Origin of the sequence: Flagellimonas nanhaiensis, assembly GCF_003382275.1 — a bacterium.
In the GTDB taxonomy this organism is placed as follows: domain Bacteria; phylum Bacteroidota; class Bacteroidia; order Flavobacteriales; family Flavobacteriaceae; genus Flagellimonas; species Flagellimonas nanhaiensis.
This window is the reverse complement of record NZ_QTJX01000002.1, coordinates 958,032-983,575: the sequence shown is the minus strand read 5'-3', so window position 1 is coordinate 983,575 and position 25,544 is coordinate 958,032. Positions and strand designations below refer to the sequence as shown.

Annotated in this window: 23 protein-coding genes and 1 tRNA gene; 17 read left to right on the top strand and 7 right to left on the bottom strand. The window is 40.7% G+C overall.

All coding sequences use genetic code 11. From position 1 onward, the window contains the following. Positions 1 to 320: 320 nt before the first annotated feature. From DX873_RS11980 to DX873_RS11970, 3 genes are read left to right on the top strand one after another with little or no spacing between them, the layout of a single operon-like run. Positions 321 to 887 (top strand): hypothetical protein, encoded by a 567-nt coding sequence (locus DX873_RS11980; protein WP_116184662.1) that lies wholly within the window; start codon positions 321 to 323, stop codon positions 885 to 887. Next, positions 880 to 2,676, top strand: a complete 1,797-nt coding sequence (locus DX873_RS11975) for a sensor histidine kinase (protein WP_116184661.1) — start codon at positions 880 to 882, stop codon at positions 2,674 to 2,676. Before DX873_RS11980 ends, DX873_RS11975 begins: the two co-directional genes overlap by 8 nt. 5 nt (positions 2,677 to 2,681) lie before the next feature. After that, positions 2,682 to 3,440, top strand: a complete 759-nt coding sequence (locus DX873_RS11970) for a LytR/AlgR family response regulator transcription factor (RefSeq protein ID WP_116184895.1) — start codon at positions 2,682 to 2,684, stop codon at positions 3,438 to 3,440. 69 nt (positions 3,441 to 3,509) lie between these two features. Here DX873_RS11970 and DX873_RS11965 read toward each other — a convergent pair. Next, positions 3,510 to 3,583: transfer RNA gene (locus DX873_RS11965), tRNA-Asn, on the bottom strand. A gap of 68 nt (positions 3,584 to 3,651) precedes the next feature. Then, positions 3,652 to 5,007: an RIP metalloprotease RseP gene (gene rseP / locus DX873_RS11960; protein WP_116184660.1), complete on the bottom strand. Its 1,356-nt coding sequence runs from the start codon at positions 5,005 to 5,007 to the stop codon at positions 3,652 to 3,654. A 152-nt stretch (positions 5,008 to 5,159) separates the two neighbouring features. On the opposite strand from rseP, the gene DX873_RS11955 reads away from it, so the two are divergent. The 9 genes from DX873_RS11955 (at position 5,160) to DX873_RS11920 (ending at position 13,317) form a co-directional block, all read left to right on the top strand. Further along, complete coding sequence (locus DX873_RS11955; RefSeq protein WP_116184659.1) at positions 5,160 to 5,834, top strand: SCO family protein; 675 nt, start codon at positions 5,160 to 5,162, stop codon at positions 5,832 to 5,834. 86 nt (positions 5,835 to 5,920) lie between these two features. Further along, positions 5,921 to 6,163 carry a FeoA family protein gene (locus DX873_RS11950; protein WP_116184658.1) on the top strand — a complete coding sequence of 81 codons (243 nt, stop codon included), beginning with the start codon at positions 5,921 to 5,923 and terminating at the stop codon, positions 6,161 to 6,163. Next, positions 6,160 to 8,397 (top strand): ferrous iron transport protein B, encoded by a 2,238-nt coding sequence (gene feoB, locus DX873_RS11945; RefSeq protein WP_116184657.1) that lies wholly within the window; start codon positions 6,160 to 6,162, stop codon positions 8,395 to 8,397. Before DX873_RS11950 ends, feoB begins: the two co-directional genes overlap by 4 nt. Then, positions 8,398 to 8,547 carry a hypothetical protein gene (locus DX873_RS18910; protein WP_181899490.1) on the top strand — a complete coding sequence of 50 codons (150 nt, stop codon included), beginning with the start codon at positions 8,398 to 8,400 and terminating at the stop codon, positions 8,545 to 8,547. A gap of 152 nt (positions 8,548 to 8,699) precedes the next feature. Beyond that, positions 8,700 to 9,197, top strand: a complete 498-nt coding sequence (locus DX873_RS11940) for an RNA polymerase sigma factor (protein ID WP_181899489.1) — start codon at positions 8,700 to 8,702, stop codon at positions 9,195 to 9,197. Between the two features lie 23 nt (positions 9,198 to 9,220). Then, positions 9,221 to 10,915, top strand: a complete 1,695-nt coding sequence (locus DX873_RS11935) for a hypothetical protein (protein ID WP_116184655.1) — start codon at positions 9,221 to 9,223, stop codon at positions 10,913 to 10,915. Positions 10,916 to 10,937: 22 nt separating this feature from the next. Continuing rightward, entirely contained in the window at positions 10,938 to 11,732 is a 795-nt protein-coding gene (locus tag DX873_RS11930; protein ID WP_116184654.1) for a HEAT repeat domain-containing protein, read from the top strand. A 19-nt stretch (positions 11,733 to 11,751) separates the two neighbouring features. Further along, positions 11,752 to 12,585, top strand: coding sequence for a DUF4097 family beta strand repeat-containing protein (locus DX873_RS11925; protein ID WP_116184653.1), 834 nt, complete (start codon positions 11,752 to 11,754; stop codon positions 12,583 to 12,585). A gap of 18 nt (positions 12,586 to 12,603) precedes the next feature. Further along, positions 12,604 to 13,317: a DUF4097 family beta strand repeat-containing protein gene (locus DX873_RS11920; protein WP_116184652.1), complete on the top strand. Its 714-nt coding sequence runs from the start codon at positions 12,604 to 12,606 to the stop codon at positions 13,315 to 13,317. A 4-nt stretch (positions 13,318 to 13,321) separates the two neighbouring features. Here the strand turns inward: DX873_RS11920 and DX873_RS11915 are convergent, their stop codons facing one another. The 4 genes from DX873_RS11915 to DX873_RS11900 are packed head-to-tail and all read right to left on the bottom strand — an operon-like array spanning position 13,322 to position 16,645. Beyond that, complete coding sequence (locus tag DX873_RS11915; protein ID WP_116184651.1) at positions 13,322 to 13,714, bottom strand: DUF423 domain-containing protein; 393 nt, start codon at positions 13,712 to 13,714, stop codon at positions 13,322 to 13,324. Positions 13,715 to 13,719: 5 nt separating this feature from the next. After that, positions 13,720 to 14,127 (bottom strand): DUF2141 domain-containing protein, encoded by a 408-nt coding sequence (locus DX873_RS11910; RefSeq protein WP_116184650.1) that lies wholly within the window; start codon positions 14,125 to 14,127, stop codon positions 13,720 to 13,722. A gap of 51 nt (positions 14,128 to 14,178) precedes the next feature. Then, the gene (locus tag DX873_RS11905) at positions 14,179 to 14,613 is read right to left on the bottom strand and encodes a hypothetical protein (protein ID WP_116184649.1); all 435 of its coding nucleotides are present in this window, start codon (positions 14,611 to 14,613) and stop codon (positions 14,179 to 14,181) included. After that, positions 14,606 to 16,645: a S9 family peptidase gene (locus DX873_RS11900; protein ID WP_116184648.1), complete on the bottom strand. Its 2,040-nt coding sequence runs from the start codon at positions 16,643 to 16,645 to the stop codon at positions 14,606 to 14,608. The genes DX873_RS11905 and DX873_RS11900 overlap by 8 nt, the downstream gene beginning before the upstream one ends. Before the next feature lie 97 nt (positions 16,646 to 16,742). Between DX873_RS11900 and DX873_RS11895 the strand changes: the two genes are divergently transcribed. Together DX873_RS11895 and DX873_RS11890 are read left to right on the top strand one after the other, a co-directional pair. After that, positions 16,743 to 17,501, top strand: coding sequence for an SDR family NAD(P)-dependent oxidoreductase (locus DX873_RS11895; RefSeq protein ID WP_116184647.1), 759 nt, complete (start codon positions 16,743 to 16,745; stop codon positions 17,499 to 17,501). Positions 17,502 to 17,505: 4 nt separating this feature from the next. Then, complete coding sequence (locus DX873_RS11890; protein WP_116184646.1) at positions 17,506 to 17,985, top strand: hypothetical protein; 480 nt, start codon at positions 17,506 to 17,508, stop codon at positions 17,983 to 17,985. 25 nt (positions 17,986 to 18,010) lie between these two features. On the opposite strand, the gene DX873_RS11885 is transcribed toward DX873_RS11890, so the two are convergent. Continuing rightward, positions 18,011 to 19,267, bottom strand: a complete 1,257-nt coding sequence (locus tag DX873_RS11885; protein WP_116184645.1) for a hypothetical protein — start codon at positions 19,265 to 19,267, stop codon at positions 18,011 to 18,013. A 163-nt stretch (positions 19,268 to 19,430) separates the two neighbouring features. On the opposite strand from DX873_RS11885, the gene DX873_RS11880 reads away from it, so the two are divergent. The 3 genes from DX873_RS11880 (at position 19,431) to DX873_RS11870 (ending at position 25,544) form a co-directional block, all read left to right on the top strand. After that, the gene (locus DX873_RS11880; RefSeq protein ID WP_116184644.1) at positions 19,431 to 20,618 is read left to right on the top strand and encodes a hypothetical protein; all 1,188 of its coding nucleotides are present in this window, start codon (positions 19,431 to 19,433) and stop codon (positions 20,616 to 20,618) included. 114 nt (positions 20,619 to 20,732) lie between these two features. Next, a complete protein-coding gene (locus tag DX873_RS11875) occupies positions 20,733 to 21,131 on the top strand; it encodes a hypothetical protein (RefSeq protein ID WP_116184643.1) in 399 nt (132 codons plus the stop codon). Between the two features lie 75 nt (positions 21,132 to 21,206). Further along, positions 21,207 to 25,544, top strand: coding sequence for a CusA/CzcA family heavy metal efflux RND transporter (locus DX873_RS11870; protein WP_116184642.1), 4,338 nt, complete (start codon positions 21,207 to 21,209; stop codon positions 25,542 to 25,544).

Below are 25,544 nucleotides of genomic sequence, written 5' to 3'. Positions count from 1 at the left end.
CCACACAAAATCTGTAAACAAAAAGAGATGAGTGAACGAAACCAATTGTTTAGTGGACCGTACTTGAAATTGAGTAAAGGCATTATCTCAAAATCCTAAGGGGAGGTACTTTTCAACCTTAACCTATGTATTCCTCCCAATCTTCATACGAGCCAATTCATTCATTTTCAAGGATTCATGAGTGCGCCAAGAGTTAATACCCATAGGAATTATCTTGCTTTTTCTGGATATATTGAACAAAAAAATCAGTAAATTCATAAGCTATCGTAAAAAATACCTTCTCTAACATAAATCAACATCAACCATATAAATTCCAACTAATGAACATTTCTATCGAATTGATCGACAACACTAATCCCACTGATTCTCCTGCCTATCCATTCCCTATTGATATGGAAGCATTGAAAGAGGCAGTACTGTACACTACCATAGGAACAGGATCTTTAATTGAACCCATTCCCATAGACGACTTTATTACCGCATCCAAGAACAAACTTCCCCATATTGGTTACAACACCACGGTGAGGGCTAGTTTCTCATTGGTTGAAGGTGAGGAAAACCCCAATGCCACCCCCCTTATTTACTGTAAGGTTCAAAACATTGGCAAAAGAACCGCTGACTTCACGGATTGGTATAAAATTTTTGACTGTAGCTATAAACATATTAAAACTGCTCCTGATGGAACATTGTACATTACCCCGCAGACCATTACGGATTATCAGTCCTTTTGTGAGATCAGCACCTTGAAAAAACGCCAATCCACTGAAAAAAACATATACATATTGTACAGCATCATTTTCCAACTCTTCATAGACAATGAAGCTGGTGAACATATGAAATGTTACTTCGAATTTGATCCATTGGCCAAAATAAGCTCCAATGTGTAAAGGCAATTTTCTTATAAGGATATGCATATTCTTGGTTTTCTTATGGACAGCAGAAACTTCCTTTTCTCAAAGTAAAGACCCGGATAGCCTCCTACATATTTTAAGGACGCAAGACTTATCCCAAAAAGAGAAGTCAAAACTGCTCAGTCTAGCTGCACATTACCATCAAGACATCGACTCGTCTTTACTTCTGGCCAAACAATCATTACAAATAGCAGAGGATATACAGAACCTTCTTCTCCAAGCTGAAGCGTTGGAAGAAATCAGTCATTTGGAACGCAGACTTGGAAATAATCCGCAATCGTTCCAAGCTTCTCTGGATGCGCTTAAAATTTATGAATCCCTGAAGTTGACCGAACGCCAGGCAGCTTCTTATACCCAATTGGCCAGCAATTACATCAGCGATGAGAACTACGCTTTGGGAATACAGTATTTGATAAAGGCAAGAGATATTTATTCCGCTTCCAACCAAACCACCAATCATGCACTCACAATACTCAACTTGGGAGAGGCCTATCGTTTGGATGGACAGTTGGAAAAGGCCTCCTTACATTTTGAAGAAGCGTTGCAACTGAACAGGTCCATAGAGAATGTGATTATCCAGAGCTATTCCCAAGGAAATCTGGGAATGGTGCAATTGGCCCAAAATCTTCTTGACCCTGCCCAACGGAACCTAAGCGAAGCCATTAATGTTCTTCGGGAACTTGGCGATTCCTATTCGGTTTCAATATATCTGGCTGAACTGGGCAAAGTTCATAAAATGAAGGGGCAGCCAAAATTTGCTGAGGAAAAGTTTTTGGAAGCATTGGACATAGCCAAAAAAAATGGTCTTAAAGAAGAGATTCGTGATGTTAGTGCCCTGCTTTCAAGTTTTTATGAAGCAAAAGAGCAATATCAGGAAGCGCTTCAATTCCAAAAAATGAACCAGGTGTACCAGGATAGTTTGGTAAACAAGGAAAACATTCAAAAAGTAGAACAACTCAAAGCTAGCTATGAAATTGACAAAAGAGAGTCAGAGATTGGGCTGCTCAACAAGATAAATACCAATCAAAAATATATTGTCATCTTACTCGCCCTGGGATTATTCTCTTTGTTGATTTTTGCTTATTTGCTTAGAAGGGGCAACAATCGAATCAAAAAAGCCAATGCCATTCTCGCCAATCAAAAAGATGAAATTGCCAAGCGGGAACAGGAGAAAGCCTTATTGCTTAGGGAACTGAACCACCGGATCAAGAACAATCTACAGATGATTTCCAGCTTGCTGAGTCTTCAGGGGCATCAACTTGATGGACATCCGGCCCAAGCAGCCCTATTGGAAGGGCAATCCAGAGTGGAAGCCCTCTCCTTGGTACATAGAAAACTCTACCAAGATGGGGTTGACACCAGAATTAAAGTCAAAGAATATATTGAGGAATTAGTGCTGGGACTTTTTCATGGTTATGGAGCTACTTTTAAACCCCGTTTCGATATTGCAGATATCAACATCACTATTGACAAGGCCATACCGTTGGCACTGATTATCAACGAAGTCATCATCAATTCGCTAAAGTATGCCTACGATAATATTGAAAATCCGCTGTTGGAGGTCATCTTGAAGAAAACCGAACAGGATGATCAAATCAATATTCAGGTCATGGACAATGGTGGCGGGTTCGATATCTTGGAAACGCAGCAGAACAACTCCTTTGGAATTAGACTTGTACACTCCTTAATAGAACAACTAGGTGGGAGCATAAATACAATTAGCGGGCAAGGAGCACATTGGAACATGTTAATGAAAATAGCCTAAACAAAATGGAACAAGTACAAATCCTGATTGTGGAAGATGAAATATTAGTGGCCCAGGATATCTCCAACCGGCTCTCCAAAATGAATTACTCCATAGCTGGGGTAGCACTATCTTCACAAAAGGCCTTGGACTTTTTGGAAGAAAACGCATCAATAGATATTATCTTAATCGATATAATCCTGCATGGAGCCCTGGATGGGATAGAGCTGGCGCGAATCATAAATGAGAAATACCGTATTCCTTTCATTTTTCTTACCTCTCATGCCGATAGAAACATAGTTTCCCGGGCCATTAGTGTCAAACCCTATGCCTATATCTTAAAACCTTTTAATGACAGGCAGTTGAGTGTGGCCATTGAGATGGCCTTGATAAATTTTGCAAACGGAAAGCCCGAAAAAAATCCATTAAGAACCCATGAGTTTACTGTAGCTGATAATAAAGTAATGCAGATTATGGACAGCTTGTTTCTGAAAAAGAAACATCATTTTGAACGCGTGCCCTTGGATGAGATTCTTTTTCTACAAGCAGATAGCAATTATTCTGTGATATACACCCAAACCGGAAGCTTCGTTTATTCCATGGTGCTCAAAAAAATTGAACCTCAGCTACCCACAAACAAGTTTTTGCGAATCCATAGAAGTTATGTAATCAACATTCACAAGGTAAAAGGGTTTGAAGGGAACACCTTATTTATTGGTGATAAAAAAATTCCAGTGAGTAAGACCTATAGGAACAATGTTTTTAAACTGTTCAAGACGATATAAACTCCTAGGAAAGGGATTCTTACAAAACAAAAAATCCAACACTATTTCTAGTGTTGGATTTAAATTTTGCTCCCCCTCTTGGGCTCGAACCAAGGACCCTCTGATTAACAGTCAGATGCTCTAACCAACTGAGCTAAGGAGGAATATTTCCTATAAGCGGGTGCAAATATAGCAGTTTACTTAATATACAACAAACAAAAAAAGTGGTTTTCTATTTAAAAAGCCATTTATACAAATCATTCCCATTGGCAAATAGCAGTAATGCAATCAACAAGAAGAATCCTACCATTTGGGCGTACTCTAAAAATTTGTCACTGGGTTTTCTTCCTGTGACCATTTCATACAGTAAAAATACCACATGTCCCCCGTCCAACGCCGGAATGGGAAGAATGTTCATAAAGGCTAGAATAATGGAAATTAAAGCCGTAGTGGACCAAAAGGCCGCCCAGTTCCAGGTATCAGGGAACATGCTGCCAATTGCGGCAAAACCGCCAACTCCTTTATATGCTCCAGTCTGCGGATTGAAAATCTTTTTTAACTGCTTTACATAACTGGAAAGTGTGGACACCCCTTTGTCTATTCCCGCAGGGATAGCTTCCAAAAACGTATACTTTTGGGTCTTGATTTCAAAATATCCACGATCCGCAAAATCTTGCATGGTAAGTCCGCCTATCTCCATTCCCAGTAGCCCCTCATCATTCACCTTGGCAACTATGTTTGCTTGGGTTCCATCTTCACGCTTAACCACTACATTGATATCTTTTCCTTTGTTGTTTTCCAAAATGGGAGTTACTTGATCCCTATAAACAGCTTCAGAACCGTTAATGGTCAAAAACTCATCTTTTCCTTGAAAACCTGCATCCTTATTATGGGAATCTTTGGATACCTTGCTTACTACAAATGGGGCCCTTAAACTTAAAAACCTGACCTTTTCCTCATCTTCCAACAAAGTAGAAATGAAATCCACGGGGATTTCCTTTTCAATTCGTCGTCCGTCCCGCTCTATTGTGATGCTGTTTCCATTGATCAATTCAATAAAAACACTATTGAAGGATTTCAGCTCGTTTCCGTCAACCGCAATAATCTTATCTCCGGTCTCTATACCAACTTTATCCCCGATTTCCGGTTCAGTGACCCAAACACCATCTTTCAAGCTTTCCATGGGGATATATTGATCACCATAGCTGTAGGCCATACCAATGTATATGATTACCGCCAAAATGAAATTTACGGTAACCCCTCCCAACATAATGATCAATCTTTGCCAGGCCGGTTTACTTCGAAATTCCCAGGGTTTGGGCTCTTCCTTCATCTGCTCCGTATCCATGCTTTCATCGATCATTCCCGCAATCTTCACATAGCCTCCCAAAGGCAACCAACCAATTCCATACACGGTTTCTCCAATCTTCTTCTTGAACAGGGAAAATTTTACATCGAAGAACAAATAGAATTTTTCAACCCTAGTCTTAAATATCTTGGCCGGAATAAAATGTCCAAGTTCGTGGAGAACTATAAGTAAGGATAAACTAAGGAAGAATTGTATTACTTGAATTATAATGGGGCTCATCCGCAACAATCTGTTAAAACGCACAAAAGTAAACTTTTACCCAGTCATATAAAAACTAAGCCCTGCACGCCTTTGGGTTTTAAGAAACTTTTAGCACCAAAAGTTTCCCTACATGTTGATGAATCGGTCACCGGGTCGTAATTTTGCAATCCATGAGGTCATTTTTCGCCAAATACAAAATGTTCGGGATAGTTCTCCTGATACTTTCCTCGATTATCATTGTATTGTTCTATAATGCTTTGCAGCCCAAAAAGATGCTTCCGGTTTACCAACCTTCTATGGTAGACCAATCGCTGGTGGACAGCACCTTGCACTATAAAAAGAAATACCATTCTATTGCAGATTTTGAGCTTGTAAATCAAAACGGGGAAACCATCACGCAAGAAAACTATAAGGACAAGATCTATGTGGCGGATTTTTTCTTCACTACCTGCCCCACCATTTGTCCAATCATGACCAAGAACATGGCAGAAGTACAGGATGCAATCTTGGAAGATGACGATATTCTTTTGTTGTCGCACTCCGTGACACCTGTAATCGATTCTGTACCCCAATTAAAAAAATATGCCCTTGAAAAAGGGGTAATCGATGCCAAATGGAATCTGGTTACAGGAGACAAAAAACAGATATACCAACTGGCCCGAAAATCGTATCTAGCCGTTAAAAATGATGGTGATGGAGGTCCTTATGACATGATTCACACCGAGAATTTCATTTTGGTGGACAAAGAGCGCCGCATACGAGGGTTTTATGATGGCACCAATAGCGAAGAAATCGCTAAACTCTTGGAAGACCTGGAAACCCTTAAGGCCAGTTACACAGAATAGACCGGATATCTTTGCTTAGTTTTTGGTTTTGTTTGCCCATTTTTACTTACTTTTGCTCTTAATTATATTCAATCTAAATAAGCTTAGTGGCCACGGTTGCAGATTTGTCCCACGGACAAAAAGGTATCATAAAGGATTTTTCGGAACATATTCCCCCAATTAAATTGCTGGAACTTGGATGTTTGCCTGGAAATGTTGTGGAATTGGTTCAAATTGCGCCATTGAACGACCCCATTTACATTAATGTAAGTGGAAGCCATATTGCCATTAGAAGATCTTTGGCCCAATTGATTGAATTGGAAATTACCGACGATAACATGACCCTATGAGCAAGAATATCAATGTTGCGCTGATAGGAAATCCCAATACCGGAAAAACCTCTGTTTTTAATCAGCTTACGGGCCTTAAGCAGAAAGTGGGCAACTATCCCGGCATTACCGTTGAAAAAAAACAAGGTATCTGCAAACTTCCCAAGGGACTCAAGGCACATATTATAGACCTCCCAGGAACTTACAGCTTAAACACCACTTCTTTGGATGAAAGTGTGGTCCTGGAACTACTTCTCAACAAAAACGACAAAGATTATCCCGATGTGGCCGTGGTGATCAGTGATGTGGAGAACCTAAAGCGAAACCTGTTGCTTTTTACCCAGATCAAGGACTTGAGGATTCCCACCATTTTGGTCATTAACATGGCCGACCGAATGCGTAGAAAAGGGATTTCTTTGGACATTGACCTGTTGGAGAAAAAATTGGACACCAAAATTGCCTTGGTCAGTACTAGAAATGGTAATGGGATAGACCGAATTAAATCTCTAATTGCAAACTTCAGCGACCTATCTACCCAACCCAACCTCAACACCTCTAGGATTGCTCCCGACTATTTTGACCGTTTGCAAAAGACCTTCCCTAAGGAAGATCTCTACAAACTTTGGTTGGTTATCACCCAGGATGTCAACTTTATGCCCATAGAGAAGAAGCGGATACAGGATGCCACGTCATTTTCCACCAAATCCAAAGAGGAACTCAAAAAGCTTCAGCATAAAGAAACTGTGTTAAGGTACCAGTTCATCAACAACACCCTCAAGGAAACATATATTGTGGACTTCAAGTCGGCCAAAGGCCTACGTGCCACCATGGACAAAATATTGACCCACAAGATCTTTGGGTATGTTATCTTCCTTGCCATTCTATTGACCATTTTTCAGGCCATTTTTGATTGGAGCAGTTACCCAATGGATTTCATTGATGAGCAATTTGCCACCGCCGGTGAGTGGATCAAAAACACTTTTCCTTCCGGTATTTTTACTGATTTGCTGGCCGAAGGAATACTTGCAGGTATCGGTGGTATTGTGATTTTTATTCCACAGATTGCCTTTTTGTTCTTGTTTATTTCGCTTCTGGAAGAAAGTGGGTACATGAGCAGGGTGGTATTTTTAATGGATCGATTAATGCGCCCCTTTGGTCTGAGCGGAAAAAGTGTGGTCCCCCTAATTTCCGGTACCGCTTGTGCAATCCCAGCGGTAATGGCCACCAGAACCATTGAAAACTGGAAAGAACGTTTGATCACTATTTTGGTGACCCCATTTACCACTTGTTCTGCCAGATTGCCTGTCTATCTTATTCTTATTGCACTGGTGATTCCAGAAGGAAGAATTTTAGGGTTGAGCTACCAAGCATTGACCTTGATGCTACTCTATCTTATTGGTTTTGGAATGGCCATATTTTCAGCCATGGTATTGAACAAGATCTTAAAAATTAAAAGCCGTTCCTTGTTCATGGTTGAAATGCCAACTTATCGTCTGCCATTGTTGAAAAATGTGGGGTATACGGTCCTTGAAAAAACCAAGAGCTTTGTCTTTGGGGCCGGTAAGATCATTCTATCCATATCAATCATACTTTGGTTTTTGGGCTCCAATGGATATTCGGAGGATTTCAAAAATGCAGATAGTATAGTCAATGAGCGAATCCAGAAACAAGGTCTAAGTCCATATAGCAACAACTACATCCAGAATCACATCAATGCTTATATGGAAAGCATTAAACTGAATCCTGAAAGTCCACCGGACGCCATTCAACTTAAATCACTCCAGGATACCGTTCAAAACTTCACCAATATCCTAAAGGAAAGAGCTAGATTACAGGAAATTGCAAGTTATAAACTAGAACACTCTTACATGGGCCTTGCGGGCAAGGCAATCCAGCCCATAGTAAAACCTTTGGGGTACGATTGGAAAATTGGCATAGCAGTATTGACCTCTTTTGCTGCACGGGAAGTTTTTGTGGGAACCCTCGCTACCATATACAGTGTGGGCAGTGATGAGGAAGAAACCATTAAAAATAGAATGGCTGCAGAAATGCACAGTTCCGGGAAAAAGCCATTGTTCAATCTGGCCTCGGGTATCTCATTGATGCTTTTCTATGCATTTGCAATGCAATGCATGAGCACTTTGGCCATCGTAAAAAGGGAGACCAATTCCTGGAAATGGCCGGTACTCCAACTTCTATTTATGACTTCTTTTGCCTATCTTGTAGCATTGACCGCCTACCAAATCCTCAAGTAAATGGAGACAATTCAAAACATTCTGGCATACTTGGTTCTGGCCGTTGCGGTTCTTTATTTGATCAATAAATTCTTGCTTCCCAAACCAATCTTTTTTGGCAAGAAGAAGAGCGCCAAAGCTTGTGGGCAAGACGACTGTGGTTGCCATTAAATCCTCGTGGGTTTAAATCCCGTGTACTCTCTTCTACCGAAAAGAATTTCAATTTTTTTTCTTTCCGAGTGTAACCTTTTATAATTTCCTGACTATATAGAACAGAAGACCAACTAAAACAGTATTTGGAAACGCTTTCAGATGAAATGATAATGCAACAAGTTGTAGAGGGAAACCTTGACTTGTTAAAGGTCCTTTTTGAAAGGCATCATAGGCATGTATACAATTTTTTGTACAAAATGTCCGGTGATCGAATGCTGAGTGAAGACTTAACACAAGACGTTTTTTACAAGTTGATCAAATATCGAAGTTCATATAAAAGTGGAGCCTTTGTATCGTGGTTGTTCACCATTGCAAGAAACAATTTAAGGACCCATTATACAAGAAACCATAAAAACAACTTGGATATCGGAGTGCTTGATTACAAAGCGGTAGAGGCTGAAACCAATAAAACGGAGGAGTATTCCCATCTGCAGAGAGCACTCAACCAATTGCACCCAGATGATCGGGAATTGATCATTTTAAATCGATTTCAAGAGATACGCTATGAAGAATTGGCCCAAATTCTAGGAAGCACCCCAGGGGCCGTGAAGACCAAAGTAAGCCGTGTGCTCAAAAAACTAAGAAAAATATATATGGAACCCCTTTAGGGATTCAATAACCAGAAATTGAAATGAAAAACAAGCTGAACATATCCTTTATTTTTAGTTTTCTACTGATTTGGATCATCGGTGCAAAAGCGCAGAAATCCATTCTTAAAGCGGACCTCGCTTTTGGAAAATATACTGTTGGATTTCAATCTTACAACCTATATGATCACTCCAGAAGTTTTTCTGTTGACGAAAATGGCAATGCCTTGAGAGTTGGCCAAAAAAGATCGCGCCCCATTCAAATGTGCGTCTGGTACCCTGCTCGTCCAGAAAACAAAACTCCATTAAAATATGAGGACTATTTTGTCTTGAAAGCCCACGAAGTTGGAGAAGTAAGTGAGTTTGATAAAGAGACACTCATTAAAAACTTTATTGAAAATGAACAAGTGGACAAGTCCAGATTGCTCCAGGAGTTAAACGTAGAGATGAGGGCGATAAAAGATGCCAATCCCGAAACATCTCAAAAATTTCCTGTTGTTATTTATGGTCCCAGTTGGTGGTCCACCGCTTTTGAAAATGCCTTGTTGTTTGAATTTTTAGCAAGTCATGGATATGTTATTGTGTCCAGTCCAAGTGTCGGCCCCGAGTCTCGGGAAATGCCCATCTCCAGAATTGGGGTTGAAACCCAAGCAAGGGATATGGAATTCCTTCTGGCCCAGACACATGAATTCCCTAATGCCGATATGGACAAAATAGCGGTTGCAGGATTTAGTTTAGGAGGGCTTTCCAATGTGCTCATGATGGCCAGAAACAAAACTATTGACGCATGGATCGGAATGGACCCAAGTATACATGAAGCGTATGAGTTCTTCTCCGAGTCCCCTTACGAAGATTACTCTAGGTTCACAAAACCATCACTTTTTATAAATACCGTTGGCTACATGAACGCTTTGCCCTTTTATGATAAATTGATCTATAGTGATGCTTTCATGGTAAACCTCCCTAAAATTGAGCACACAGACCTGGCCTCACAGTTCGTAAAACTTTATGGCAATCCTGAAGACTTGGAAAGTGTAAACAAGAAAACCAGGGCATACAAGATGGTGTCCAAGTATATACTGACCTTTCTAAATAATGTTTTGTACAGCAATTCTGATTTTGAAGAACTACGCCAGAACGTATTTGCATCCAGTACTGTGGATACTTCCTTTGTTCAAACAAGGTCAAAGAAAGGACTACCTTCGGTAGATAAGATCGTTCTTAAAAATAACCCTCAGGATATCATCTCATTGTTGAACACTACGCTAAATTCAAATGGTATTTCCAATTTTCCAGTAACTGACCTTCAAAAATTGATTTTTCTCGCTTCTGAAAAAGAGGAGCTTGAGAAAGTCTCACATCTCATGCGCTGGTACCAATCAAATTACGAGGACACATTCCATGAAAAAGTACTAGTGCATATTGGTTTTGAAGAAATGTTGAAGAAGTTCCCTCTTTTATATAAAGACAACCAGGGATGCCAATTTACATACGACGAGGTTAACCATACAGCCCATTTACTATCTATGAGCGGTAAGGGCGAAGAGGCTCTGGATTATTTCATCTTAAATACCAAATTGAATCCTGAAAGTCCAAAAGCTTTTTTCAACCTCGGAATAGGATATTATAGAATGAAGGATTTGGCAAACGCCAAGCCAAATTTTGAGAAATGCTTGGAACTTGGTCCAGACTCTCGCTATAAAAACATGGCCGAAGACTTAATAAAGGAATGCAAATAACTCCGCATAAAAATTAAAAATCATGTCCGCAGACAACAAACATATTTCTAAACTGATTCCCGATTATCTAGATAATAATTTGGAACCTTCCGACAGAAAAAAGGTGGAGGAGCATCTATCCGAATGTGGAGAATGCCAAATAGAATTGGAGGAAACAAAAAAGTTGTTTGTGGCTTTTGATACAACTATTGAGGTCCCATCCGATCGTCTTACCTCCAAATTTGATGAGATGCTTCAAGCTGAAAAAGAAGCATCTGGGAAAGTAGTGTCCTTTTTCCCTAAAAAGGAAAAATCGCAATGGGCAGGTAATTTACTAAAGGTTGCGGCAAGCATTGCCCTTTTGGTGGCCTCTTTTCAGATGGGTGGCGTTTTTCAGCAGAAAAAATCCAATGAGGATATGTTGGTCCTGAGAAATGAAAGTCTACAGATGAAACAGACAGCCATGCTTTCGCTCATGGAAAATCAATCAGCGAGTAAGCGCATCCAAGGGGTAAGTTATATCGACGAATTTGAAAATCCGGATGAGGCCATTATCGATGCATTGGCCAATAGGTTATTATTTGATGACAATGACAATGTGCGGCTAACGGCATCCGAAGCACTTGCAAAATTCGCCACCTCTGAAACCGTAAAGAACGTTTTCATTGAGGCCCTTGGGAAAGAAAAAAATCCCAGTATTCAAATCGCCATCATACAAATATTGGTAGGGATTCAGGAGAAAAAAGCAATTGCCCCCATGAAAAAACTATTGGAACAGGAAGACACACACCCTTTTATCAAAGAGGAAATCAAAGCAGTTCTTCCTAAAATTATATAAACGTCAAAAAACGAAAACAATGAGAAAATCAATAATTCTTTTAGTAGCCTGCCTTACAGCTTCCCTTACGCAAGCCCAAACAGGTTTTACCCAAAAACTAGATGGTATTGAGTGGGTCAAAATTGAATCTAAAGCGGATGTTATCCTTAGAACCCACAACGGCGGAAGCGAAATAAGAATAGAAGACAGTAAACATCAAAAAACTTCTGAAGTAGGAGTTACCCTTAGCACCCGTAATGGTGGAAATGAGATAAGAATAGAAGCCAGCGGTAGCCACAAAACTTTGGAAAAGGCCAAAGGTCTTCGCTTGGTAGGAGAAGGCGGGTCTGACAATACCGAGGTTGGTTTCTATGTAATCCAAGATGGTAGCACCCTTTTGGTAAAGAACCTCAGAAAATCTGAAAGTGCAAAAATCTATTTGCCCGCATCACAAAATGTTTCCGTAAAGAGCACGTGGAACGGCGACATTGAAATTGATGGTTTCACGGGGGAAATTGAAGCAGAGGCGCAGCTTAACGGAAGTATTGAGATTACGGAGGTGAATGGTCCCGTAACTGCCAATACCTTTAATGGGGATGTTAATGTGGAATTTGCCACAGTAAAACAAGACTCCCCAATTTCCATTTACTCTACAAATGGAGCCGTTGATATGAGCTTGCCCGCCGACACTCCTGCAAATCTTTCGCTGAGTAGCCTCAACAATGACATTTACACCGATTTCGACCTCGAATGGAAGAAAAAGGATGGCCTAAAATCAACATCCGATAGAGCTGTAAAGGCATCCATCAATGGTGGAGGAGTTGATATCTCCGTGAAAACCTTTAATGGAAACATCTATCTAAGAAAACAATAAATCAAAAAACGAACAGTCATGAAAAATTTAATCGCCCTTTTGTTCCTGGGGCTCATCAGTCTATCCATAAATGCCCAAAGAATCATTGAAAAGAGTTTTGACCTCAATAACAGATCTGTTGATCTGGATGTAAAATTTGCCTCCGATATTGAAGTAAAGACGTGGGATAAATCCACGGTCTATTTTAAGGCAGTCATCAAAATAAAGGAAGAAAAATACAAGGACCTGTACAAACTGGATATTGATGAAACCAATAACTCAATAACCATTTCCTCGAACACCAAGGCGCTGTTTAAAGCATATCATGATTATTGGGATGCCCTAGTGAGCAATGGAGAAAAAAGGCATTACCATACCCGTGACATGTATACGTTTAATTATGTGCTCTATGTGCCCAAAAATGCCACTTTTAAGGTAAGCAGCATTAATGGTGACCTAAGTTCTGAAATCATTGAGGGTGATTTTACCGCTGATCTCATCAATGGAAATATCGATATCAAAAAGTACAACGGCGATATGAACCTAAAAACCATTAATGGGGAAATTGATCTTGTGATGAAAAACTCACATCTCGTAGCCGAAACCATCCATGGCGATATTTATGCAGATGAAAAATTGGAATTAAAAGTGACCGATCGTTATGTGGGGCAAAAAGTGGAAGGTCGTTTTGACAACGGCACACACCGTCTTCGCCTAAATACCATCAATGGCAATATGTACCTCCGGCTTTGATCCTTTAAATCATGGATGAAATAAAGCTGTAAAGCAATAGGGTCCATCCTATGACCAAGAGCAAACCCCCTAAAGGGGTGACCGGACCCAAGGCCCGTAATTTTTTGCCATTTGCAGCGCTTAGGCATAAGGCATAGATGCTAAATGAAAAAAGTAAAGTGCCATAGATAAAGCAGTGCACAATCCAAGAATCCATAGGTCCATCAAATCCTAGGTTGAAACCAAGTACCAGCAAAACAATGGCATGGTACATCTGATATTTGACCCCTGTTTCAAAACTATTGAGTTGTTCAGGGGTCAGTTTCTTTTTCAACACATGTGCCCCAAAAGCTCCAAAAACCACGGCCAACAATCCGTAAACTGCGCCCATGACCTGAGTAAGAAGAATTGTTTCCATATTTTTTAGAGGTCTATGCTAATCTCATAATCAGAATTGACTTTAAAAGCGCATTCTTTATATTTTGGTGGGCCAAATGTTCTCATTTTCGCCTTGGAAAAAGCCACTCTTTCCTTTGGAATCCCCAACCAATTGGTATCCAATTTGTCATTCCCATTTTCATCATGGAAAACAGCCAGTGCATATTCTCCAACGGGTAAATCCTCAATCACCAACGTAACCATCCCTTTTTCAGCGGGAGCACTTTCGGTTTTCAGTACCCCATCAAAAGTCAAAAAAGAATCATCCGAGTCATACACGGCAACATTTACTTGTCCCAACTTGGAATCCACATTGTTCACATGTACTGAAATCTTATTTTGGGAGAACATGCTCAATGGGACCAAAACAATGCACAAAAAAATTATTCTCATGGTAACGTTGGGACTATGTTTTAATCAATTACTCCACGTTTTTTTAGAAAATCAATTGGAACTCTCATGGTTTTCCGACAACTCCTTGTGCAAAATAGCATATAATTTTTGTGTTTGAAGGCTATCTTGAAGATTAAGAAATGTTTTGAGGCTATCTTGATAGACCATTTTTATCTTTTGTTGCCTTAGGTCATCAACAAAAACATACACCTTGGAATTTGTAACGGTATCCCTGAACACTCCCTTTTCCTTGGCCATCCAGGAAAATCCAGAACTACGCTCCATTTCGGGCAATTTATCCACCAATATTACACTATCCAAATCCGTCATGGGTATTTTCTGATAGTATATTCCAGATAAAATCCGAAGTCTACCTTCTTCAAGCTCATGCCAGTTCTTATAATGGGCCACAAAAACCAAGGAGCAGACAATTAGTGTAAGAACTATCAAAACGTTCCACAACCAATGTCTTTTCCTTTTACTCATCTTTCTTATCTGTTCTGAACTTATCGAACCATGCCACAGTATGGGCAATTTTGGTCATCAAATTGCTTGGCTTACTGGCTATTCCATGACTTGCCCCCGGAATTTCCACTAGAACTGTTTCAATTTTCCTGAGCTTGAGCGCATGGTAAAGCTGCTTTGCCTCGCTGGGTGGTGTTCGTAAATCATCCATTCCAACCATCACCATTGTTGGTGTCTCTACATTACCAACGAGGGAAATGGGAGAAAATTTCCAATATCCTTCAAAATTTTCCCAAGGCTGGCCAGGGTATCTATGGTTGAAATAATAGAAGTAATTATCGGCCACCAAGGTCTTACTTATCCAGTTCATCACTGGCTTGGCCACAACCGCAGCTTCAAACCTATTGTTCTTTCCAATGATCCAGGCAGACATGATTCCTCCTGCGCTACCTCCGGTAACAAACAATTGGTCCTCATGGGCAATTCCCATTTTTATGCAATGGTCCACCCCATCCATAACGTCATTATAATCTTCACCAGGGTAGTTATTGTACAACAGGTTTCCAAATTCTTCGCCATAACTGGTACTTCCCCTTGGGTTGGGATAAAAAACAATATATCCCTCAGAGGCATATAGCTGCATTTCGATGGAAAACCTGTCTCCATAATTAAGTATTGGACCCCCATGGTTCTCCACCATAAAAGGATATTTTTTGTTTTTGTCATAGTTTGGAGGATAGACCACCCATCCTTGAACATCGCGGCCATCCACAGAGGATTTGTACCACACCTCCTCAACTTTTCCAAGAGTTCTGTAGTTGAGCAAAGCTCCATTCAAGTTGGTCAATTTGGATGGGTACTTGGATTTTGGCCTGAGTACCGCCAAATCAGCCGGGTGGTTTGGACGTGTTTGGGTAATTACCATCGTTCCATTTTTGGAAACACTGTATGAACCACTGGGGTAAGGCCTACCTAAGGTAGTACCTCCAATGTTATCCGCAATTTTTCGGGTATTCCCTGAAAGGGAAACAAACCCAACCTTACCATTCCCCTTATCATCATAGTATACATAGAGTCCATCTCCTTTTGTATTCCACTTAATTTGTGATAGCGTTCTATCCAGTCCTTCGGAGATTACACGTTTGTTCTTTCCATCAATATCCATGATGTGCAGTTTTCTTGTTTGATATGCCTGCACTTTATCTTCAAAACCTAGATACGCCACAAGTTTTCCATCCGGTGATACTTGAGGATTGTAATCCGGTCCATTCCTGTCTGTCAATGCTTCAATTTCACCATCTTCCACAGCTACAGAATATATTTCACTATTTCTGAATTGATATTCCCAATCTGCAATCCTATTGGCAGAGAAATAAATTTTAGAACCGTCTGGAGACCAGGAAAGTGTGCCCCTGTGGTGCCAATCTCCAGATGTAATCTGTCGCGCAGCTCCTCCTTCAGCAGGAATAGTAAAAATATGGTTGAACCCGGGTTTAATGTATCCCCTTCCATCAGCTTCATGATAAACTCGGTCAGTTATCCTAGGTGACTCTGCCCATTTTGCCCCCTTTGGTTTTTTTGGGATTTTGGCAATTACCGGTGGGGACTTGGGAACATTCATGGAAAAAGCCAACCGCTTGCCGTCCGGCGACCAGGTCAATGAACTTGGACTAAATGGAAGTTGGGTCAACTTGGCTACTTTACCTGAAGCCACCCAGTACATGTAAATCTCAGCGCCTTCCGCTGTGCTACTAGAAAATGCAATACGGTCTCCCGAAGGCGACCATCGAGGACTACTTTCCCCAACCTCTCTAGCTGTAAGTTTCTGATGCGCCGTACCATCTGTTTTAACAAGCCATAAATTACCAAACGATCGGTCTTTCATAATATCAAAACCCATCTTGCGATAAACCACCCATTCCCCATTTGGAGATATCTGCGGGTCAGATGCGTATTGCAGGTCGAAAATATCCAGATAGGAAAAGTTTGGTTTTTGAGCTGTGGTGAAATGGAGCGTGCCAGCCAACACTAGAAAGCATAAAAGTCTGTTCATCAGTTAGAAATTTTGAAGTTTTTAAAGATAGTGGAATCCCAGCTAGAATTCAATAGCCCTTTTCCTTCTTATATTTGGACCAACAAGTACTCCCTAAATGGATTTTTCAGGAAAAAAAGTTCTTATCACCGGAGCCTCAAGAGGAATAGGCAAGGCTACTGCAATGGCCTTTGCAGAAAAAGGGGCTCAAGTTGGCCTTAATTACAGAAACAATATTGACGAAGCGAAAAGGACACTAAAGGAGATGCCTGGCAAGGGGCATCAATTATTTCAAAAAGATATCGGAAAGACGGAAAACTGTAAAGAACTCATCCAAGAGTTTATTGAAACTTACGGTAGGTTGGACATATTGGTCAACAATGCTGGAATCTTTCAGCACCATAAGATTGATGAAATCGATTTTGAAGAATGGACCCAAACGTGGGAAACAACATTTCGAACCAACCTATATGCCGCTGCACATCTTTCTTATTGGGCTTCTCAAAAAATGATGAAATCCGGAGGTGGAAGAATTGTCAATGTTTCCTCAAGGGGAGCTTTTAGGGGAGAGCCCAACGCCCCAGCTTATGGGGCCAGCAAAGCTGCATTGAATGCCATGAGCCAATCACTGGCCAAAAAACTGGCTCCACATAATATTTTTGTTGGTGTTGTTGCTCCCGGTTTTACAGAAACTGAAATGGGTGCCAACGCCTTGACCCCTGAGGAAAGGGAACGACTTCTGGCCGAGACATCTTTTAAACGTATGGCAAAACCGGAAGAAGTGGCCCATGCCATTCTATTTTTGGCATCTGAAGGGGCGGAATACTGTTCGGGAGCTATAATAGATGTCAATGGAGCTTCCTACTTAAGAAGTTGAAATTATGAAAGCCGCTACCATAGCCCAGCTGAAAAAAGAGCTGCAATTCAGGTCTCAGGATGAAGTGCTTCAACTTTGTCTTCGATTGGCCCGATTTAAAAAAGAAAACAAGGAACTCCTCACCTATCTCCTTTTTGAGGCCGGAAACGAAGATGGCTACATTGAGACTGTTAAACTTGAGGTAGATGAGATGTTTTTGGACATTAACACCAACAGCTTCTTTTACATTAAAAAAAGTGTTCGGAAAATCTTGAGAACCCTTAAAAAATACATTCGATATTCTGGCAACAAGGAAACCGAAGTAGAGCTATTGCTTTACTTCTGCCAAAAACTAAAGGCCTTTTCCCCTTCCATACACCGAAATATTACGCTTCAAAATCTGTACAATAGGCAACTGGACTATGTCCAGAAAAAATTGCCCGCTCTCCATGAGGATTTGCAGTATGACTACAGGGTTTTATTGGAAGATCTACAAATGAACTAGTGCAGGAAATAAATCGGCAGACGGGCTACCTTTCACCCTTGTGGTTCAGATAAAACGATTCCGAAGAATTCTTCAATTCCATATTTCCAATAGTACCCGAGCCTTCAAATTGAATACTGACTCCTTTAATTTTTAAGGGTGTTTCAGGAGCTTCACCTTCATATACCTGAACCCCATTAACCAAAATTTCAAATTTGTTGTCTCTAGAAATACATTGCAGTTCAGCAAAGTCCTCAAAGTCAACTCCAAAACCTGAAAGATCGTTTTTTTTACCATCAATATATTGATCAAAAATAAGGAGGTTCAAATTGGAAACGCATCCTTTTTTAGACAAAGGAATGCCAAAGGCTCCACCGTCATAAAGAATAAACACTTTCGCTTCTTGGCATCCGCTTAAACCATCTTGCAGCGTATTCTTCAATTGCATTGACAACTCAAAATCGTTGGTAGAAATCTCACCAAAATCCCTTACTTGATATAATCCAACCTTAACATTTGAAGTCCTTGGGTCAATATTATATGCGGCAAGTACTTCAGGGGCGATAGAAAGCTGACCATTTTTCTTGATTTCTTCATTTTTTAGATAAATGGGAGAAGTGTCGCGGTGTATTACACCCAGCCAATCTTGGGTTTTAATAAAAACATCTTCTTCTTTTACAATAACTCCATCAACAACCAATTTAGACTTAAAGAAACCGGGCAGGTAATAAATACAGGTGGCAATACTATCTGTCCTTTCAATGGCAATTCGTTTCCTTTTATCCCAATCTTGTTGTATTTCAATTACCGCACTATCACTTGCTGTTGAAGCGTCATATTCAAAAACTACCGAATTGGGTATTTCATTGCTCACGGTCCTGCTTCTGAACTTAAAATCTGTTTCGCTAATAATCGCTGTGGTTTTTGTGATAACGGAATCTTTGTCCCAAAAGATGGTGAACAAAGCCACTGAAACCAAAACCAGTAAGAGAAAAACGGTCAAGTGTGGCACTTTTAACCTTTTCTGGATAGCATTTTTGAGAGGTTGGGAGCGGTAACTACCTTTAAATTCTCTCCAATTTCTATGTCCAATAAACTCTGAAAGAATATCCAGCGTTGCGGAGCTTGGATTTGCTATCAGCTCGGCACGCCCCCAGATTCTTTTCAATGTAGTTACACTTAGCCTCTTCTTGGTAGATTCAAAGATGCGATCGCTTAGCTCTTCAAAATCTTTATTGCTCCAATTTGTGCCGCTGCCCCAACCCAGCTGCTCCTCAACCTGTGCTACCAAATACTGAATCATATGAAGTTTTGATTTGTCCATAAAACTATTAAGCACTGATCGGGTTACCTATTTTGAACAAGATTGAACAAGATTGAACAAGTGAAAAAGGGGTTATGACCGCAGATCCAATCTACTTTTACCTTAAATCAAATTTAGTCTTAAAAATCAAAATCAATAAAAAATGGACAATTCATTGCAAAAACTATTTGTAGGACTAGTAGCTCTGCTCATATTCAACATTACCTATGGTCAAGGAGCTCCGAAGAAATCAATGAAGACGCTTCAATTCCCTCTAACCGAGAAATATTGGGCACCTGTTTCTGACAATGTGGAATTCATCACCCACAAAACGGTTAAAGCGGTAAGGAGCTCCAACGACCGTCCCATCAACATTATGCTAAAGGACTTTGAGTTCGCGGTGGGTACAATCGAATTTGATGTAGAGCTGAAAGGGCAGGGCTTTCCCGGAATCAACTTCAGGATAGATAAGGATACTTTGAATTCTGAAATATTCTATCTGCGCCATTTTGGTAAACCAGACCCCTTGCGCAGAACAGCCATGCAATATGCCGCTGTACTCGATGGTGTAAATCTGTGGGACCTAACCGACGACTACCAAGCGGCTGCCACAATTTTTGAAGACCAGTGGAACCACGTTAAGATGGTCATTTCTGAAAACCAGATGGAAGTATTCGTGAACAATATGCAAGAACCCGCACTACTTGTACCTGCCTTTGAAGGTGTAACTAAATCTGGTAGAATTAGCCTCTCTGGGAATGTCATCTACGCAAATATGACCATAACGCCCAATGCTACGGAAGAGTTGCCCTCTACAGCAGGCTACGACCCCACATACAACGACCCCAACTATTTGCGAAATTGGCAGATAACAGAACCTGTTGATTTTCCTTTTGGAAGAGATATGATGAAACAAATTTTTGTAAGTCCTGGAGTAATCATCGATACCACATTGTTGGATAGCACTGCTGTTTGGAAACCAATAAAGGCAGGTAGAAGAGCTATGGTCAACCTAACAAAAGAGTTTGGCGCAACCGAACGAGGCTCAAGAAAGTTGGTTTGGCTAAAGACAACCATTAGCTCTGATAAAATTCAGGAGAAACAATTGAAACTGGGTTTTAGCGATGGGGTCTGGGTTTTTATAAACGGTCAGCCTTTGCATCAAGATAAAAACTACTACGGTTCGCCGGGCATGAAAGAGCCTCGTGGGAGATGCACTATTGACAATACCTCTTTTAAGATTCCCTTTAGGGAAGGTGAAAATGAAATCTTAATTGGGTTGACCAACTATTTCTTTGGATGGGGGATCATCGCACGTTTACAAAACACTTCTGGTTTAAAATATGACTAGAAATCAGACAGAAACAAGCGGTTGTTCAGCCAGTGTTTGAAAAACCAGATTGATTCTAAATAACCTGACATCCATTTACTTACAATGTAAAAAACGTAATTTTGTAAGTATAGGATGAACAAGTTTATAGCGATAGGGACCGCTTTGCTCATTTTTTTTCAGAGCATTAATCTTCACTTCAGTGATTTAGTGGAGCTGGATGAGCTTGTTGAACATTATCAGTTTCACAGCAAGGAATATGGCGATGATTTTATGGTTTTCCTTTCCAAACATTATGGGAAACAGAAATCTGACCATAGTCAAAAACATCAAGAGGAGCAAAAGGATCATGAAAACCTTCCTTTTCAGCATAACACGCAGTGCTCCCAATTATTGGTTTTTGTGGTGGATATGAAACCCATGTTCTCTATACGCTCTGATGTTCCTTCATCCAGCTTGGACAATTTCCATTATTACATATCCTACTCACCTATTTGGGGCGAAAATCCATTTCAACCACCCAAACAAGCATAGTTCATAGTTTTTCAGTTTTACTGGATTCTCCGGATGCCTTATTAAATCAATAATGTAACCCATTTTCTATGAGTCATGCTTTCCAACATTATCAACTTTAGTATTAAGAACAAGTTTGTTGTTCTGCTTTTTGTTTTTTCCATCATTGGTTTTGGACTTTTTTCACTGTCCAGAATACCAATTGGTGCCGTACCTGATGTAACCAACAACCAAGTGCAGGTAATTACCACCTCCAGAAGCCTTTCTACCCAGGATATGGAACAATTCATAACATATCCTATAGAATTGGAGATGGCCAATCTTCCCGGGGTACAGGAAATCCGTTCCATATCAAAATTTGGGCTTTCAGTGGTCACAGTGGTCTTTGATGACGACATGGGCACGTATTTGCCCCGACAGTTAATTGCTGAAAAAATAAAATCTGCCTCAAAACGAATCCCCAATGGTTTTGGTACACCTGAAATGGGACCTATTACCACAGGTCTCGGAGAAATCTATCAGTATACCTTGGATGTGAAACCGGGTTACAAAGACCGTTACAACCCCACCCAGCTCAGGACTATTCAAGATTGGATCGTAAAAAGACAGCTCTCCGGAATACCGGGAGTTGTTGAGGTGAACACATGGGGCGGCTATTTAAAACAATATGAAGTCTCAGTAGAGACCCAAAAACTCAACGCCCTTAACATCACCTCAAAAGAGGTGTTTGAAGCCCTAGAAAAGAATAACAGCATAGCTGGGGGGGCCTACATTGAAAAGGTCAACCAAGCCTATTTTATTCGAGGGGAAGGTTTGATGGAGAATCTGGAAGACATCAAAAACACTTTGGTCATCAGAAGAAATGGCATCCCGGTTTACATAAAGGATATTGCACAGGTAGGTTTTGGCACTGCCCCACGGTTTGGAGCAATAACCGGCAATGGTGAAGGTGAAAAAGTACTGGGACAGATCATGATGCTCAAAAATGCCAATTCCAAAAAAGTCATTGATGCCGTTAGAGAAAGAGTTACAGATATCTCGGAATCTCTTCCGGAAGGGGTGTACATAAACCCCTTTTTAGATCGGAGTGAATTGATTGGAAGGACCACTTTTACGGTTACCGAAAACTTGATCCTGGGATGTTTGATTGTCATTTTTGTGGTAGTACTTCTACTCGGGAACTGGAGATCCGGACTTGTAGTAGCCTCCATAATCCCACTTTGTCTGTTGTTCGCCCTTTCATTGATGTACCTCTTTGGGGTAGATGCCAACTTGTTGAGTCTGGGGGCCATTGACTTTGGAATTATTATAGATGGAGCCGTAATCATTGTGGAATATATTGCCTTTCAAATTACTAGCAGACAACAAGAATTGAATGAAATAAGCAAGGACAGATTACAACGGGCAAAAGACGAAATCACTTATCAAGGTGCATCTAAAATGATGAATTCCGCCATTTTTGGGCAGCTCATTATTTTGATTGTATTCATCCCAATTCTTTCTTTGAGCGGGGTAGAAGGAAAAATGTTCAGACCCATGGCGCTCACCTTCAGTTTTGCGCTCGTTGGTGCCATTTTATTGTGTTTTACCTATGTCCCCGTTGCATCGTCTCTTTTGCTAAGACCGAGCAAAACTGCATCTAAAAACATCTCCGTCCGACTTATGGGCTGGATAAAGAAAAAGTACGACCCCATAATTGAATGGGCTATGCAGAGCAAAAAGCTGGTATTGTCTGCAGCAGTCACTTTACTAATAGGTACAGCTCTGTTGTTTTCCACCATGGGAGGCGAATTTGTACCTACTCTGGACGAAGGAGATTTTGTAATCCAACCCGTACTCAAAACAGGTACTTCCCTTGCCAAAACGGTGGAGACGACCACCAAGATTGAACAAATATTGTTGGAAGAATTTCCCGAGGTAAAACAAGTGGTGAGCCGTATAGGAGCCGCAGAGGTGCCCACCGACCCCATGTCCATGGAAGAAAGTGATGTGATAATTGTTTTAAAACCTAAATCTGAGTGGGTTTCGGCAAGTACAAAAGATGATTTGGCCGACCAGTTCAAAAGTGCACTTTCAGTGATACCGGAAATGGAGGTTGAATTTACACAACCCATCGAAATGCGCTTCAATGAATTGATTACGGGAGTAAGAGCAGATATTGCGATAAAAATCTTTGGGGAGAATCTGGAAATCCTGAATAAAAAAGCCAATGAGGTAAAACTACTTATTGAGGACGTACCCGGTGCTTCCGACATTACTGTGGAAAAGGTGGAAGGCCTACCACAAATGAACGTTTCTTACGATAGAGCTAAAGTTGCTCGATATGGATTGAACATTTCAGAACTAAATGAAATGGTATCCATGGGATTCGCCGGCAGGAGTGTTGGGAACATTTTTGAAGGAGAACGACAATTTGATCTAGTAGTCCGGTTGGACAGCACAAACCGAAAGGACATTTCCAATCTAAAAAATCTTTATGTTGACCTTCCAGAAGGTGGAAAAATTCCGCTAGGTGAAGTTGCGGAAATCACCTACCAAAAAGGGGCCGCCAAAATTTCCCGGGACGACACCCATAGACGAATCGTGGTTGGCATCAACGTAAGGAACCGGGACCTTGAATCTGTGGTGGACGATGTTAGGGAACGAATCAATGAAGGCTTAATCCTTCCCCCTGGTTACACCATTTCGTATGGCGGGCAATTTGAAAATCTTCAAAACGCAAAATCAAGGTTGTTGGTCGCTGTACCCATAGCGTTGTTGTTGATATTCATCCTATTGTACTTTGCCTTTAGATCTGTAAAAGATGCTCTGTTGGTTTTTTCTGCCATACCTCTGGCAGCGGTTGGCGGAGTCCTCTTGCTTTGGATTCGTGGAATGCCTTTCAGCATTTCAGCTGGAATTGGATTTATAGCACTTTTTGGAATAGCGGTACTCAATGGAATTGTACTGATAGAACATTTTAAAGAGTTGAACAATCACAATTTTGATTCTATGGAAGATTTGATAAAACAGGGAACAAAAGACCGTTTGCGTGCTGTTTTGCTAACCGCTTCCGCAGCAGCTTTGGGATTTTTGCCCATGGCGGTTTCCACCAACGCAGGGGCCGAAGTGCAAAGGCCTTTGGCCACGGTGGTCATTGGAGGACTGGTCACTGCCACCTTATTGACTTTGGTTGTCCTTCCAGTTTTATATGCTTATTCACGGAATATTACTTTCAAACCGAAAAACAAAAACAGGAAAATACCAAAAACCCTATTGAGTTTGATCGTAATGCTGGCCTGCTCAACAGCATTTTCCCAAAATTCCTTGAATCTGGAAGATTTAATGGCCCTTTCCTTGGAACAAAACAGCAGACTTAAGGCAGGTGCTTTATTGGTAGACCAAACCGAAGCCCTAAAAGGAACAGCTTTTGAATTTGACAAGACTGAAATTTATTACCATTACGACGAAAACAATCTCGCATTGAACGGTAATCCGTTAAATGTCTTTGGGGTACAACAGTCTTTTGATTTCCCGACCGTCTACGTTGCAAAAAATAAGCTGCAAAATGCCAAATACGAATACCAAAAAAGGGCATTTGAGCTTAGAAAGAAAGAGTTCTTTAAATCTTTAAGTCTAGCGTACCACAATTATCAAACGCTTAACCAGAAAGCTATACTGTTTAAAACCTTGGATAGCATTTATACCAAATTTTCCAATGCTGCCAACAGGAGATTTGAGCTAGGAGAAACCAATTATCTGGAAAAGGTTACCGCACAGGCCAAATCGCGTGAAATTTCGAACAACCTTTCCAAGGTTCAACAGGAAATAAAAACGGTCTATAACGAAATACTAGGTCTGGCGCAAAGCGGGGATACCCTTGAAATTGCATTGGAGAAACCCAAAAAACTACCGATTGAGAATGCCACAGGTCTACTCGGTGTAGAAACGTCTTTTTTAGAGACCCGCCAAGAACTAAGCCTGGCAAAAAAACGATTGGAGGAAAACCGATTGTTTCCTGACATCAGTTTGGAGTATTTTCAAGGCACCAACAATGGTTTGGGAGCTTCGCTCTATGGGGTGCAAATGGGATTGCGGATTCCCATTTTCTTCTTCGGGCACAGTAGTAGGGTGAAATCATCCAAAATAGATACAAAAATCACCTCTTTGGAAAATCGGGATTTAACCATAGCTACTCAAACCAAATATGAAAATTTAATGAGTGCCTTAAAACAAAGGGCCAAAGAACTCGATTACTATGAACAGGAAGGAGACCTCCTTTCCAAGGAAATTACCAAAGCTGCCCTAGGGAATTTTCAAAACGGAGAAATTGATTTCTTCCAATACATACAGAGTTTGGAAAATGCTTTTGAGATTCAAATAAATCATTTGGATGTTCTCAATCAATACAACCAAACCGTAATTGCCATTAATTATTTGACGATAACATTTTAA

Excerpts from the sequence above, each read along its gene's own strand:
- DX873_RS11870 (WP_116184642.1), top strand. The coding sequence starts at position 21,207 with ATGCTTTCCAACATTATCAACTTTAGTATTAAGAACAAGTTTGTTGTT.
- DX873_RS18910 (WP_181899490.1), top strand. The coding sequence starts at position 8,398 with ATGGAGACAATTCAAAACATTCTGGCATACTTGGTTCTGGCCGTTGCG.
- feoB (WP_116184657.1), top strand. The coding sequence starts at position 6,160 with ATGAGCAAGAATATCAATGTTGCGCTGATAGGAAATCCCAATACCGGA.
- DX873_RS11930 (WP_116184654.1), top strand. The coding sequence starts at position 10,938 with ATGTCCGCAGACAACAAACATATTTCTAAACTGATTCCCGATTATCTA.
- DX873_RS11935 (WP_116184655.1), top strand. The coding sequence starts at position 9,221 with ATGAAAAACAAGCTGAACATATCCTTTATTTTTAGTTTTCTACTGATT.
- DX873_RS11880 (WP_116184644.1), top strand. The coding sequence starts at position 19,431 with ATGGACAATTCATTGCAAAAACTATTTGTAGGACTAGTAGCTCTGCTC.
- DX873_RS11970 (WP_116184895.1), top strand. The coding sequence starts at position 2,682 with ATGGAACAAGTACAAATCCTGATTGTGGAAGATGAAATATTAGTGGCC.
- DX873_RS11875 (WP_116184643.1), top strand. The coding sequence starts at position 20,733 with ATGAACAAGTTTATAGCGATAGGGACCGCTTTGCTCATTTTTTTTCAG.
- DX873_RS11915 (WP_116184651.1), bottom strand. The coding sequence starts at position 13,714 with ATGGAAACAATTCTTCTTACTCAGGTCATGGGCGCAGTTTACGGATTG.
- DX873_RS11905 (WP_116184649.1), bottom strand. The coding sequence starts at position 14,613 with ATGAGTAAAAGGAAAAGACATTGGTTGTGGAACGTTTTGATAGTTCTT.
- DX873_RS11900 (WP_116184648.1), bottom strand. The coding sequence starts at position 16,645 with ATGAACAGACTTTTATGCTTTCTAGTGTTGGCTGGCACGCTCCATTTC.
- DX873_RS11910 (WP_116184650.1), bottom strand. The coding sequence starts at position 14,127 with ATGAGAATAATTTTTTTGTGCATTGTTTTGGTCCCATTGAGCATGTTC.
- DX873_RS11885 (WP_116184645.1), bottom strand. The coding sequence starts at position 19,267 with ATGATTCAGTATTTGGTAGCACAGGTTGAGGAGCAGCTGGGTTGGGGC.
- DX873_RS11940 (WP_181899489.1), top strand. The coding sequence starts at position 8,700 with ATGCAACAAGTTGTAGAGGGAAACCTTGACTTGTTAAAGGTCCTTTTT.
- DX873_RS11920 (WP_116184652.1), top strand. The coding sequence starts at position 12,604 with ATGAAAAATTTAATCGCCCTTTTGTTCCTGGGGCTCATCAGTCTATCC.
- DX873_RS11895 (WP_116184647.1), top strand. The coding sequence starts at position 16,743 with ATGGATTTTTCAGGAAAAAAAGTTCTTATCACCGGAGCCTCAAGAGGA.
- DX873_RS11925 (WP_116184653.1), top strand. The coding sequence starts at position 11,752 with ATGAGAAAATCAATAATTCTTTTAGTAGCCTGCCTTACAGCTTCCCTT.
- DX873_RS11955 (WP_116184659.1), top strand. The coding sequence starts at position 5,160 with ATGAGGTCATTTTTCGCCAAATACAAAATGTTCGGGATAGTTCTCCTG.
- DX873_RS11980 (WP_116184662.1), top strand. The coding sequence starts at position 321 with ATGAACATTTCTATCGAATTGATCGACAACACTAATCCCACTGATTCT.
- DX873_RS11890 (WP_116184646.1), top strand. The coding sequence starts at position 17,506 with ATGAAAGCCGCTACCATAGCCCAGCTGAAAAAAGAGCTGCAATTCAGG.
- DX873_RS11975 (WP_116184661.1), top strand. The coding sequence starts at position 880 with ATGTGTAAAGGCAATTTTCTTATAAGGATATGCATATTCTTGGTTTTC.
- rseP (WP_116184660.1), bottom strand. The coding sequence starts at position 5,007 with ATGAGCCCCATTATAATTCAAGTAATACAATTCTTCCTTAGTTTATCC.